Source organism: Escherichia sp. TC-EC600-tetX4, from assembly GCF_019356055.1.
Classification (GTDB): domain Bacteria; phylum Pseudomonadota; class Gammaproteobacteria; order Enterobacterales; family Enterobacteriaceae.
In genome coordinates this window covers 4310990-4324354 of sequence record NZ_CP079924.1, presented here as the reverse complement: position 1 = coordinate 4324354, position 13365 = coordinate 4310990, and the positions used below count along the sequence as shown (strand labels likewise).

The following is a 13365-nucleotide window of genomic DNA, read 5'->3' as shown; positions in this document are numbered from 1 at the left end:
ATTTATATGTATAAATTTGAGCCTGGCTTATCGCCGGGCTTTTTTATGGCAAAAAAAAGCGGATCCTGGAGATCCGCAAAAGTTCACGTTGGCTTTAGTTATTCGAGTTGAGAAACTCTCGAAACGGGCAGTGACTTCAAGGGTTAAAAGAGGTGCCGCTCCGTTTCTGTGAGCAATTATCAGTCAGAATGCTTGATAGGGATAATCGTTCATTGCTATTCTACCTATCGCCATGAACTATCGTGGCGATGGAGGATGGATAATGAATATTCGTGATCTTGAGTACCTGGTGGCATTGGCTGAACACCGCCATTTTCGGCGTGCGGCAGATTCCTGCCACGTTAGCCAGCCGACGCTTAGCGGGCAAATTCGTAAGCTGGAAGATGAGCTGGGCGTGATGTTGCTGGAGCGGACCAGCCGTAAAGTGTTGTTCACCCAGGCGGGAATGCTGCTGGTGGATCAGGCGCGTACCGTGCTGCGTGAGGTGAAAGTCCTTAAAGAGATGGCAAGCCAGCAGGGCGAGACGATGTCCGGACCGCTGCACATTGGTTTGATTCCCACAGTTGGACCGTACCTGCTACCGCATATTATCCCTATGCTGCACCAGACCTTTCCAAAGCTGGAAATGTATCTGCATGAAGCACAGACCCACCAGTTACTGGCGCAACTGGACAGCGGCAAACTCGATTGCGTGATCCTCGCGCTGGTGAAAGAGAGCGAAGCATTCATTGAAGTGCCGTTGTTTGATGAGCCAATGTTGCTGGCTATCTATGAAGATCACCCGTGGGCGAACCGCGAATGCGTACCGATGGCCGATCTGGCAGGGGAAAAACTGCTGATGCTGGAAGATGGTCACTGTTTGCGCGATCAGGCAATGGGTTTCTGTTTTGAAGCCGGGGCGGATGAAGATACACACTTCCGCGCGACCAGCCTGGAAACTCTGCGCAACATGGTGGCGGCAGGTAGCGGGATCACTTTACTGCCAGCGCTGGCTGTGCCGCCGGAGCGCAAACGCGATGGGGTTGTTTATCTGCCGTGCATTAAGCCGGAACCACGCCGCACTATTGGCCTGGTTTATCGTCCTGGCTCACCGCTGCGCAGCCGCTATGAGCAGCTGGCAGAGGCCATCCGCGCAAGAATGGATGGCCATTTCGATAAAGTTTTAAAACAGGCGGTTTAAACCGTTTAACGCAGCTACCCGATAGGCTTCCGCCATCGTCGGGTAGTTAAAGGTGGTGTTGACGAAGTACTCAATAGTGTTGCCGCCACCTTTCTGTTCCATAATCGCCTGACCGATATGAATAATTTCGGCAGCGCGCTCGCCAAAGCAGTGAATACCCAGAATCTCTTTTGTTTCCCGATGGAACAAAATTTTCAGCGTGCCCACGTTCATGCCGACGATTTGTGCGCGTGCCAGATGTTTAAACTGGGCGCGGCCCACTTCATATGGCACTTTCATTGCGGTCAGCTGCTGTTCGGTTTTGCCCACAGAGCTGATTTCCGGGATGGTGTAAATACCGGTAGGGATATCTTCAATCAGATGTGCGGTGGCTTCGCCTTTTACCAGCGCCTGCGCGGCAATGCGCCCCTGGTCATAGGCCGCCGACGCCAGGCTCGGATAACCAATCACGTCGCCCACCGCGTAAACGTGTGGCTGTGCGGTCTGATACATGCTGTTGACCTTCAGCTGTCCGCGGCTGTCAGTTTCTAGCCCAATGTTCTGTAACGCCAGCGAATCGGTATTACCGGTGCGACCGTTGGCATAGAGCTGGCAGTCAGCTTTCAGTTTTTTACCCGACTTCAGATGCATGATCACACCATCGTCACAGCCTTCGATCTTCTCGTACTCTTCGTTGTGACGAATCACTACGCCACTGTTCCAGAAGTGATAGGAGAGAGAATCTGACATCTCTTGATCGAGAAATGCCAGCAGGCGATCGCGGGTGTTGATCAGATCCACTTTTACATCCATACCGCGGAAGATCGACGCATATTCACAGCCGATCACTCCAGCACCATAGATAAGTACATGGCGCGGTTCGTGGTGCATGCTGAGAATTGAGTCGCTGTCGTAAATGCGTGGATGGGTGAAATCAACATCTGTTGGATGATATGGACGAGAGCCGCAGGCAATAACAAATTTTTCAGCGGTTAGTGTTTCAACGCTGCCGTCCGGGCAATCCAGCGCCAACGTATGCTCGTCAACAAAGCGAGCGTTTCCCTGCAATATTTCACAGTGATTACGTTCGTAAAATCCCTGACGCATGCGCGTTTGTTGATTAATCACGTTATCGGCATGGTTAAGGATATCGGCAAAAGAAGAGCGGAGCAGTCGGGAATGGTCGCTGTAAAGTGGGTTTTGATTGAATTCTATAATGCGGCTGACGGCGTGACGGAGAGCTTTCGACGGGATGGTGCCCCAGTGGGTGCAACCGCCGCCAACATTTTGATAACGCTCGATAACTGCGACGCGCGCACCTTGCTTAACCAGGCCCATTGCAGCGCCTTCGCCGCCGGGGCCGGAACCTATTACTATGGCATCGTAATCGTAGGAATGTGGCATGGTAGGGCTTACCTGTTCTTATACATAAAAGCAACAGAATGGTAACATTTTATCGCGGGTAAGCCAATTGATCCCCGTCATTTATCTGGCTATATCCTGAGCGGCCTTTGCTTTGTCTGTTTCTTACTTTTGCCCTGACGTTTTATTGGATTTTTATCGACGATACTCTCCGTTTAAGCGGCAGGTTTCCGCTGTACGTAAAAGAACCGGCCAAAGAATTGCAGTAAATATGTTTTATTGCGTTACCGTTCATTCACAATACTGGAGCAATCCAGTATGTTCATTCTCTGGTATAGTGCCAGCAGTACTTTTGGCAAGGATTCAGACATCGTGATGGGCGTAAGAGCGCAACAAAAAGAAAAAACCCGCCGTTCGCTGGTGGAAGCCGCATTTAGCCAATTAAGTGCTGAACGCAGCTTCGCCAGCCTGAGTTTGCGTGAAGTGGCGCGTGAAGCGGGCATTGCTCCCACCTCTTTTTATCGGCATTTCCGCGACGTAGACGAACTGGGTCTGACCATGGTTGATGAGAGCGGTTTAATGCTACGCCAACTCATGCGCCAGGCGCGTCAGCGTATCGCCAAAGGCGGGAGTGTGATCCGCACCTCGGTCTCCACATTTATGGAGTTCATCGGTAATAATCCTAACGCCTTCCGGTTATTATTGCGGGAACGCTCCGGCACCTCCGCTGCGTTTCGTGCCGCCGTTGCGCGTGAAATTCAGCACTTCATTGCGGAACTTGCGGACTATCTGGAACTCGAAAACCATATGCCGCGTGCGTTTACTGAAGCGCAAGCCGAAGCAATGGTGACAATTGTCTTCAGTGCGGGTGCCGAGGCGTTGGACGTCGGCGTCGAACAACGTCGGCAATTAGAAGAGCGACTGGTACTGCAACTGCGAATGATTTCGAAAGGGGCTTATTACTGGTATCGCCGTGAACAAGAGAAAACCGCAATTATTCCGGGAAATGTGAAGGACGAGTAATGAAACAAGCAAATCAAGATAGAGGTACGCTGCTGCTGGCGTTAGTTGCTGGCTTATCGATTAATGGTACTTTCGCAGCGCTGTTTAGCTCCATTGTGCCATTTTCTGTATTCCCGATTATTTCCCTGGTGCTGACGGTTTACTGCCTGCATCAACGTTATCTTAATCGCACTATGCCGGTAGGCTTGCCGGGTCTGGCAGCTGCCTGTTTTATTCTCGGCGTACTGCTGTACAGCACGGTAGTTCGTGCGGAATATCCGGATATCGGCTCTAACTTCTTCCCGGCAGTACTCTCCGTCATTATGGTGTTCTGGATTGGCGCGAAGATGCGTAACCGTAAGCAGGAAGTTGCTGAGTAATCGGTATTATGCCGGATGCTGGCGCATCCGGCATGGGTTTTACTTCGCGGTCAGTAATACGCCGCACTCCATATGGTGCGTGTAGGGGAACTGATCAAACAGAGCCAGACGTTCGACCTTGTGCGTCTGGCTTAATGTTTCCAGATTCTTGCATAACGTTTCCGGGTTACAGGAGATGTACAAAATACGCGGATACGCCTGCACCATTTTCTCGGTTTCACTGTCCAGACCGCTGCGCGGAGGGTCGACAAAAATGGTTTCGCACTGATAACTCTTTAAGTCGATCCCTTGCAGGCGGTTAAACTCGCGCACACCATTCATCGCCTGAGTAAATTCTTCTGCCGCCATACGAATAATTTGTACGTTATCAATATGGTTAGCTGCGATGTTGTATTGCGCAGCAGCAACCGACGGCTTAGCGATTTCGGTGGCTAATACCCGATCAAAATTACGCGCCAGCGCTAATGAAAAGTTACCGTTGCCGCAGTACAGCTCCAGTAAATCGCCTTTTGAGCCTTTGGTTACGTCCAGCGCCCATTCCAGCATCTGAATATTCATCGCCGCGTTCGGCTGGGTAAAGCTGTTTTCTACCTGACGGTAGATCATCTCTTTCCCTGCGACCGGCAGACGTTCATCGATGTAATCCTGATCCAGCTCGATTTTGGTTTTCGTTGCCCGACCAATCAGATGCACATTCAGATTCTGCGCGCGCAGTGCATCGCGCAGGGCCTCCGCTTCCTGACGCCACTCATCATCCAGCTTCTTATGGTATAGCAGGGAAACCACCGCCTGATTACTCAGTGTAGTGAGGTAATCAATCTGGAACAACTTGTGGCGCAGAACGGGATTATTACGCACACCCGCAATCATCGCCGTCATCAACTGGTTGATAAGTTCACTGGCGGCGGGGAAGCTATCCACGCGGATGCGGCTTTTGGTTTGTTGATCGAAAATGATGTGATACAGGTCATCGCCATCGTGCCAGATGCGGAACTCCGCGCGCATCCGGTAATGACTGACCGGCGAGCGAAACACTTCCGGAACCAGGTCAGAAAACGGTGCCATCATACTTTGCAAACGTACCACTTTTTCGGCTAACTGCGCTTCATACTGTTCTGTTGGAAGGTGTTCGGGGGTCATGATGTATCCTGAAAAATTAAAGTACGCGGCGATTGTAGGGATTGCTCATCAGATGTCCAGATCTTGATGAATTCCTATTTGTGAGCTACGTCTGGACAGTAACTTGTTACAACCTGTAGCATCCACTTGCCGGTCCTGTGAGTTAATAGGGAATCCAGTGCGAATCTGGAGCTGACGCGCAGCGGTAAGGAAAGGTGCGATGATTGCGTTATGCGGACACTGCCATTCGGTGGGAAGTCATCATCTCTTAGTATCTTAGATACCCCTCCAAGCCCGAAGACCTGCCGGCCAACGTCGCATCTGGTTCTCATCATCGCGTAATATTGATGAAACCTGCGGCATCCTTCTTCTATTGTGGATGCTTTACAATGATTAAAAAAGCTTCGCTGCTGACGGCGTGTTCCGTCACGGCATTTTCCGCTTGGGCACAGGATACCAGCCCGGATACTCTCGTCGTTACTGCTAACCGTTTTGAACAGACGCGCAGCACTGTGCTTGCACCAACCACCGTTGTGACCCGTCAGGATATCGACCGCTGGCAGTCGACCTCGGTCAATGATGTGCTGCGCCGTCTTCCGGGCGTCGATATCACCCAAAACGGCGGTTCAGGTCAGCTCTCATCTATTTTTATTCGCGGTACAAATGCCAGTCATGTGTTGGTGTTAATTGATGGCGTACGCCTGAATCTGGCGGGGGTGAGTGGTTCTGCCGACCTTAGCCAGTTCCCTATTGCGCTTGTCCAGCGTGTTGAATATATCCGTGGGCCGCGCTCCGCTGTTTATGGTTCCGATGCAATAGGCGGGGTGGTGAATATCATCACGACGCGCGATGAACCCGGAACGGAAATTTCAGCAGGGTGGGGAAGCAATAGTTATCAGAACTATGATGTCTCTACGCAGCAACAACTGGGGGATAAGACACGGGTAACGCTGTTGGGCGATTATGCCCATACTCATGGTTATGATGTTGTTGCCTATGGTAATACCGGAACGCAAGCGCAGACAGATAACGATGGTTTTTTAAGTAAAACGCTTTATGGCGCGCTGGAGCATAACTTTACTGATGCCTGGAGCGGCTTTGTGCGCGGCTATGGCTATGATAACCGTACCAATTATGACGCGTATTATTCTCCCGGTTCACCGTTGCTCGATACCCGTAAACTCTATAGCCAAAGTTGGGACGCCGGGCTGCGCTATAACGGCGAACTGATTAAATCACAACTCATTACCAGCTATAGCCATAGCAAAGATTACAACTACGATCCCCATTATGGTCGTTATGATTCGTCGGCGACGCTCGATGAGATGAAGCAATACACCGTCCAGTGGGCAAACAATGTCATCGTTGGTCACGGTAGTATTGGTGCGGGTGTCGACTGGCAGAAACAGACTACGACGCCGGGTACAGGTTATGTTGAGGATGGATATGATCAACGTAATACCGGCATCTATCTGACCGGGCTGCAACAAGTCGGCGATTTTACCTTTGAAGGCGCAGCACGCAGTGACGATAACTCACAGTTTGGTCGTCATGGAACCTGGCAAACCAGCGCCGGTTGGGAATTCATCGAAGGTTATCGCTTCATTGCTTCCTACGGGACATCTTATAAGGCACCAAATCTGGGGCAACTGTATGGCTTCTACGGAAATCCGAATCTGGACCCGGAGAAAAGCAAACAGTGGGAAGGCGCGTTTGAAGGCTTAACCGCTGGGGTGAACTGGCGTATTTCCGGATATCGTAACGATGTCAGTGACTTGATCGATTATGATGATCACACCCTGAAATATTACAACGAAGGGAAAGCGCGGATTAAGGGCGTCGAGGCGACCGCCAATTTTGATACCGGACCACTGACGCATACTGTGAGTTATGATTATGTCGATGCGCGCAATGCGATTACCGACACGCCGTTGTTACGCCGTGCTAAACAGCAGGTGAAATACCAGCTCGACTGGCAGTTGTATGACTTCGACTGGGGTATTACTTATCAGTATTTAGGCACTCGCTATGATAAGGATTACTCATCTTATCCTTATCAAACCGTTAAAATGGGCGGTGTGAGCTTGTGGGATCTTGCGGTTGCGTATCCGGTCACCTCTCACCTGACAGTTCGTGGTAAAATAGCCAACCTGTTCGACAAAGATTATGAGACAGTCTATGGCTACCAAACTGCAGGACGGGAATACACCTTGTCTGGCAGCTACACCTTCTGAACCACGTCCCACCGTGCTGGTGTTTGACTCCGGCGTCGGTGGGTTGTCGGTCTATGACGAGATCCGGCATCTCTTACCGGATCTCCATTACATTTATGCTTTCGATAACGTCGCTTTCCCGTATGGCGAAAAAAGCGAAGCGTTTATTGTTGAGCGAGTGGTGGCAATTGTCACCGCGGTGCAAGAACGTTATCCCCTTGCGCTGGCTGTGGTCGCTTGCAACACTGCCAGTACCGTTTCACTTCCTGCATTACGCGAAAAGTTCGACTTCCCGGTTGTTGGTGTCGTGCCGGCGATTAAACCTGCTGCACGTCTGACGGCAAATGGCATTGTCGGATTACTGGCAACCCGCGGAACAGTTAAACGTTCTTATACTCATGAGCTGATCGCGCGTTTCGCTAATGAATGCCAGATAGAAATGCTGGGCTCGGCAGAGATGGTTGAGTTGGCTGAAGCGAAGCTACATGGCGAAGATGTTTCTCTGGATGCACTAAAACGTATCCTACGCCCGTGGTTAAGAATGAAAGAGCCGCCAGATACCGTTGTATTGGGTTGCACCCATTTCCCTCTACTACAAGAAGAACTGTTACAAGTGCTGCCAGAGGGAACCCGGCTGGTGGATTCTGGCGCAGCGATTGCTCGCCGAACGGCCTGGTTGTTAGAACATGAAGCCCCGGATGCAAAATCTGCCGATGCGAATATTGCCTTTTGTATGGCAATGACGCCAGGAGCTGAACAATTATTGCCCGTTTTACAGCGTTACGGCTTCGAAACGCTCGAAAAACTGGCAGTTTTAGGCTGATTTGGTTGAATGTTGCGCGGTCAGAAAATTATTTTAAATTTCCTCTTGTCAGGCCGGAATAACTCCCTATAATGCGCCACCACTGACACGGAACAACGGCAAACACGCCGCCGGGTCAGCGGGGTTCTCCTGAGAACTCCGGCAGAGAAAGCAAAAATAAATGCTTGACTCTGTAGCGGGAAGGCGTATTATGCACACCCCGCGCCGCTGAGAAAAAGCGAAGCGGCACTGCTCTTTAACAATTTATCAGACAATCTGTGTGGGCACTCGAAGATACGGATTCTTAACGTCGCAAGACGAAAAATGAATACCAAGTCTCAAGAGTGAACACGTAATTCATTACGAAGTTTAATTCTTTGAGCATCAAACTTTTAAATTGAAGAGTTTGATCATGGCTCAGATTGAACGCTGGCGGCAGGCCTAACACATGCAAGTCGAACGGTAACAGGAAGAAGCTTGCTTCTTTGCTGACGAGTGGCGGACGGGTGAGTAATGTCTGGGAAACTGCCTGATGGAGGGGGATAACTACTGGAAACGGTAGCTAATACCGCATAACGTCGCAAGACCAAAGAGGGGGACCTTCGGGCCTCTTGCCATCGGATGTGCCCAGATGGGATTAGCTAGTAGGTGGGGTAACGGCTCACCTAGGCGACGATCCCTAGCTGGTCTGAGAGGATGACCAGCCACACTGGAACTGAGACACGGTCCAGACTCCTACGGGAGGCAGCAGTGGGGAATATTGCACAATGGGCGCAAGCCTGATGCAGCCATGCCGCGTGTATGAAGAAGGCCTTCGGGTTGTAAAGTACTTTCAGCGGGGAGGAAGGGAGTAAAGTTAATACCTTTGCTCATTGACGTTACCCGCAGAAGAAGCACCGGCTAACTCCGTGCCAGCAGCCGCGGTAATACGGAGGGTGCAAGCGTTAATCGGAATTACTGGGCGTAAAGCGCACGCAGGCGGTTTGTTAAGTCAGATGTGAAATCCCCGGGCTCAACCTGGGAACTGCATCTGATACTGGCAAGCTTGAGTCTCGTAGAGGGGGGTAGAATTCCAGGTGTAGCGGTGAAATGCGTAGAGATCTGGAGGAATACCGGTGGCGAAGGCGGCCCCCTGGACGAAGACTGACGCTCAGGTGCGAAAGCGTGGGGAGCAAACAGGATTAGATACCCTGGTAGTCCACGCCGTAAACGATGTCGACTTGGAGGTTGTGCCCTTGAGGCGTGGCTTCCGGAGCTAACGCGTTAAGTCGACCGCCTGGGGAGTACGGCCGCAAGGTTAAAACTCAAATGAATTGACGGGGGCCCGCACAAGCGGTGGAGCATGTGGTTTAATTCGATGCAACGCGAAGAACCTTACCTGGTCTTGACATCCACGGAAGTTTTCAGAGATGAGAATGTGCCTTCGGGAACCGTGAGACAGGTGCTGCATGGCTGTCGTCAGCTCGTGTTGTGAAATGTTGGGTTAAGTCCCGCAACGAGCGCAACCCTTATCCTTTGTTGCCAGCGGTCCGGCCGGGAACTCAAAGGAGACTGCCAGTGATAAACTGGAGGAAGGTGGGGATGACGTCAAGTCATCATGGCCCTTACGACCAGGGCTACACACGTGCTACAATGGCGCATACAAAGAGAAGCGACCTCGCGAGAGCAAGCGGACCTCATAAAGTGCGTCGTAGTCCGGATTGGAGTCTGCAACTCGACTCCATGAAGTCGGAATCGCTAGTAATCGTGGATCAGAATGCCACGGTGAATACGTTCCCGGGCCTTGTACACACCGCCCGTCACACCATGGGAGTGGGTTGCAAAAGAAGTAGGTAGCTTAACCTTCGGGAGGGCGCTTACCACTTTGTGATTCATGACTGGGGTGAAGTCGTAACAAGGTAACCGTAGGGGAACCTGCGGTTGGATCACCTCCTTACCTTAAAGAAGCGTACTTTGTAGTGCTCACACAGATTGTCTGATAGAAAGTGAAAAGCAAGGCGTTTACGCGTTGGGAGTGAGGCTGAAGAGAATAAGGCCGTTCGCTTTCTATTAATGAAAGCTCACCCTACACGAAAATATCACGCAACGCGTGATAAGCAATTTTCGTGTCCCCTTCGTCTAGAGGCCCAGGACACCGCCCTTTCACGGCGGTAACAGGGGTTCGAATCCCCTAGGGGACGCCACTTGCTGGTTTGTGAGTGAAAGTCGCCGACCTTAATATCTCAAAACTCATCTTCGGGTGATGTTTGAGATATTTGCTCTTTAAAAATCTGGATCAAGCTGAAAATTGAAACACTGAACAACGAGAGTTGTTCGTGAGTCTCTCAAATTTTCGCAACACGATGATGAATCGAAAGAAACATCTTCGGGTTGTGAGGTTAAGCGACTAAGCGTACACGGTGGATGCCCTGGCAGTCAGAGGCGATGAAGGACGTGCTAATCTGCGATAAGCGTCGGTAAGGTGATATGAACCGTTATAACCGGCGATTTCCGAATGGGGAAACCCAGTGTGTTTCGACACACTATCATTAACTGAATCCATAGGTTAATGAGGCGAACCGGGGGAACTGAAACATCTAAGTACCCCGAGGAAAAGAAATCAACCGAGATTCCCCCAGTAGCGGCGAGCGAACGGGGAGCAGCCCAGAGCCTGAATCAGTGTGTGTGTTAGTGGAAGCGTCTGGAAAGGCGCGCGATACAGGGTGACAGCCCCGTACACAAAAATGCACATGCTGTGAGCTCGATGAGTAGGGCGGGACACGTGGTATCCTGTCTGAATATGGGGGGACCATCCTCCAAGGCTAAATACTCCTGACTGACCGATAGTGAACCAGTACCGTGAGGGAAAGGCGAAAAGAACCCCGGCGAGGGGAGTGAAAAAGAACCTGAAACCGTGTACGTACAAGCAGTGGGAGCACGCTTAGGCGTGTGACTGCGTACCTTTTGTATAATGGGTCAGCGACTTATATTCTGTAGCAAGGTTAACCGAATAGGGGAGCCGAAGGGAAACCGAGTCTTAACTGGGCGTTAAGTTGCAGGGTATAGACCCGAAACCCGGTGATCTAGCCATGGGCAGGTTGAAGGTTGGGTAACACTAACTGGAGGACCGAACCGACTAATGTTGAAAAATTAGCGGATGACTTGTGGCTGGGGGTGAAAGGCCAATCAAACCGGGAGATAGCTGGTTCTCCCCGAAAGCTATTTAGGTAGCGCCTCGTGAATTCATCTCCGGGGGTAGAGCACTGTTTCGGCAAGGGGGTCATCCCGACTTACCAACCCGATGCAAACTGCGAATACCGGAGAATGTTATCACGGGAGACACACGGCGGGTGCTAACGTCCGTCGTGAAGAGGGAAACAACCCAGACCGCCAGCTAAGGTCCCAAAGTCATGGTTAAGTGGGAAACGATGTGGGAAGGCCCAGACAGCCAGGATGTTGGCTTAGAAGCAGCCATCATTTAAAGAAAGCGTAATAGCTCACTGGTCGAGTCGGCCTGCGCGGAAGATGTAACGGGGCTAAACCATGCACCGAAGCTGCGGCAGCGACGCTTATGCGTTGTTGGGTAGGGGAGCGTTCTGTAAGCCTGCGAAGGTGTGCTGTGAGGCATGCTGGAGGTATCAGAAGTGCGAATGCTGACATAAGTAACGATAAAGCGGGTGAAAAGCCCGCTCGCCGGAAGACCAAGGGTTCCTGTCCAACGTTAATCGGGGCAGGGTGAGTCGACCCCTAAGGCGAGGCCGAAAGGCGTAGTCGATGGGAAACAGGTTAATATTCCTGTACTTGGTGTTACTGCGAAGGGGGGACGGAGAAGGCTATGTTGGCCGGGCGACGGTTGTCCCGGTTTAAGCGTGTAGGCTGGTTTTCCAGGCAAATCCGGAAAATCAAGGCTGAGGCGTGATGACGAGGCACTACGGTGCTGAAGCAACAAATGCCCTGCTTCCAGGAAAAGCCTCTAAGCATCAGGTAACATCAAATCGTACCCCAAACCGACACAGGTGGTCAGGTAGAGAATACCAAGGCGCTTGAGAGAACTCGGGTGAAGGAACTAGGCAAAATGGTGCCGTAACTTCGGGAGAAGGCACGCTGATATGTAGGTGAGGTCCCTCGCGGATGGAGCTGAAATCAGTCGAAGATACCAGCTGGCTGCAACTGTTTATTAAAAACACAGCACTGTGCAAACACGAAAGTGGACGTATACGGTGTGACGCCTGCCCGGTGCCGGAAGGTTAATTGATGGGGTTAGCGCAAGCGAAGCTCTTGATCGAAGCCCCGGTAAACGGCGGCCGTAACTATAACGGTCCTAAGGTAGCGAAATTCCTTGTCGGGTAAGTTCCGACCTGCACGAATGGCGTAATGATGGCCAGGCTGTCTCCACCCGAGACTCAGTGAAATTGAACTCGCTGTGAAGATGCAGTGTACCCGCGGCAAGACGGAAAGACCCCGTGAACCTTTACTATAGCTTGACACTGAACATTGAGCCTTGATGTGTAGGATAGGTGGGAGGCTTTGAAGTGTGGACGCCAGTCTGCATGGAGCCGACCTTGAAATACCACCCTTTAATGTTTGATGTTCTAACGTTGACCCGTAATCCGGGTTGCGGACAGTGTCTGGTGGGTAGTTTGACTGGGGCGGTCTCCTCCTAAAGAGTAACGGAGGAGCACGAAGGTTGGCTAATCCTGGTCGGACATCAGGAGGTTAGTGCAATGGCATAAGCCAGCTTGACTGCGAGCGTGACGGCGCGAGCAGGTGCGAAAGCAGGTCATAGTGATCCGGTGGTTCTGAATGGAAGGGCCATCGCTCAACGGATAAAAGGTACTCCGGGGATAACAGGCTGATACCGCCCAAGAGTTCATATCGACGGCGGTGTTTGGCACCTCGATGTCGGCTCATCACATCCTGGGGCTGAAGTAGGTCCCAAGGGTATGGCTGTTCGCCATTTAAAGTGGTACGCGAGCTGGGTTTAGAACGTCGTGAGACAGTTCGGTCCCTATCTGCCGTGGGCGCTGGAGAACTGAGGGGGGCTGCTCCTAGTACGAGAGGACCGGAGTGGACGCATCACTGGTGTTCGGGTTGTCATGCCAATGGCACTGCCCGGTAGCTAAATGCGGAAGAGATAAGTGCTGAAAGCATCTAAGCACGAAACTTGCCCCGAGATGAGTTCTCCCTGACCCTTTAAGGGTCCTGAAGGAACGTTGAAGACGACGACGTTGATAGGCCGGGTGTGTAAGCGCAGCGATGCGTTGAGCTAACCGGTACTAATGAACCGTGAGGCTTAACCTTACAACGCCGAAGCTGTTTTGGCGGATGAGAGAAGATTTTCAGCCTGAT

7 protein-coding genes, 1 tRNA gene, 2 rRNA genes and 1 riboswitch are annotated in these 13365 nt (G+C 51.5%); of the genes, 8 read left to right on the top strand and 2 right to left on the bottom strand.

The features are described from left to right. Positions 1–262 precede the first annotated feature (262 nt). Positions 263–1180: a DNA-binding transcriptional regulator OxyR gene (gene oxyR / locus KXD89_RS20965; protein WP_001025939.1), complete on the top strand. Its 918-nt coding sequence runs from the start codon at positions 263–265 to the stop codon at positions 1178–1180. Here the strand turns inward: oxyR and sthA are convergent. Beyond that, positions 1163–2563: a Si-specific NAD(P)(+) transhydrogenase gene (sthA, locus tag KXD89_RS20960; RefSeq protein ID WP_072647348.1), complete on the bottom strand. Its 1401-nt coding sequence runs from the start codon at positions 2561–2563 to the stop codon at positions 1163–1165. The genes oxyR and sthA overlap by 18 nt on opposite strands. 330 nt (positions 2564–2893) lie before the next feature. Between sthA and fabR the strand changes: the two genes are divergently transcribed. Continuing rightward, positions 2894–3544, top strand: coding sequence for an HTH-type transcriptional repressor FabR (gene fabR / locus KXD89_RS20955; RefSeq protein ID WP_001309117.1), 651 nt, complete (start codon positions 2894–2896; stop codon positions 3542–3544). Beyond that, complete coding sequence (locus KXD89_RS20950; RefSeq protein ID WP_000806411.1) at positions 3544–3903, top strand: YijD family membrane protein; 360 nt, start codon at positions 3544–3546, stop codon at positions 3901–3903. Before fabR ends, KXD89_RS20950 begins: the two co-directional genes overlap by 1 nt. A 39-nt stretch (positions 3904–3942) precedes the next feature. On the opposite strand, the gene trmA is transcribed toward KXD89_RS20950, so the two are convergent. Next, on the bottom strand, positions 3943–5043 hold the full coding sequence (trmA, locus tag KXD89_RS20945) for a tRNA (uridine(54)-C5)-methyltransferase TrmA (protein WP_000187022.1): 1101 nt from the start codon (positions 5041–5043) through the stop codon (positions 3943–3945). A 113-nt stretch (positions 5044–5156) separates the two neighbouring features. Continuing rightward, positions 5157–5347: riboswitch (cobalamin riboswitch) on the top strand. A 64-nt stretch (positions 5348–5411) separates the two neighbouring features. Here trmA and btuB point away from each other — a divergent pair. From btuB to KXD89_RS20920, 5 genes are all read left to right on the top strand, one after another. Continuing rightward, complete coding sequence (btuB, locus tag KXD89_RS20940; RefSeq protein WP_072647349.1) at positions 5412–7256, top strand: TonB-dependent vitamin B12 receptor BtuB; 1845 nt, start codon at positions 5412–5414, stop codon at positions 7254–7256. Continuing rightward, positions 7201–8058 (top strand): glutamate racemase, encoded by an 858-nt coding sequence (murI, locus tag KXD89_RS20935; RefSeq protein ID WP_000201820.1) that lies wholly within the window; start codon positions 7201–7203, stop codon positions 8056–8058. Before btuB ends, murI begins: the two co-directional genes overlap by 56 nt. 373 nt (positions 8059–8431) lie before the next feature. Next, a 16S ribosomal RNA gene (locus KXD89_RS20930) occupies positions 8432–9973 on the top strand. Between the two features lie 171 nt (positions 9974–10144). Next, positions 10145–10220, top strand: a tRNA-Glu gene (locus KXD89_RS20925). 193 nt (positions 10221–10413) lie between these two features. Continuing rightward, positions 10414–13317, top strand: a 23S ribosomal RNA gene (locus KXD89_RS20920). Together the 16S and 23S rRNA genes with 1 tRNA gene alongside form the textbook arrangement of a ribosomal RNA operon. Positions 13318–13365: the final 48 nt, after the last annotated feature.

Bases quoted from the DNA above. Each gene is read 5' to 3' on its own strand.
- oxyR (WP_001025939.1), top strand. From the start codon at position 263: ATGAATATTCGTGATCTTGAGTACCTGGTGGCATTGGCTGAACACCGC.
- murI (WP_000201820.1), top strand. From the start codon at position 7,201: ATGGCTACCAAACTGCAGGACGGGAATACACCTTGTCTGGCAGCTACA.
- trmA (WP_000187022.1), bottom strand. From the start codon at position 5,043: ATGACCCCCGAACACCTTCCAACAGAACAGTATGAAGCGCAGTTAGCC.
- btuB (WP_072647349.1), top strand. From the start codon at position 5,412: ATGATTAAAAAAGCTTCGCTGCTGACGGCGTGTTCCGTCACGGCATTT.
- sthA (WP_072647348.1), bottom strand. From the start codon at position 2,563: ATGCCACATTCCTACGATTACGATGCCATAGTAATAGGTTCCGGCCCC.
- KXD89_RS20950 (WP_000806411.1), top strand. From the start codon at position 3,544: ATGAAACAAGCAAATCAAGATAGAGGTACGCTGCTGCTGGCGTTAGTT.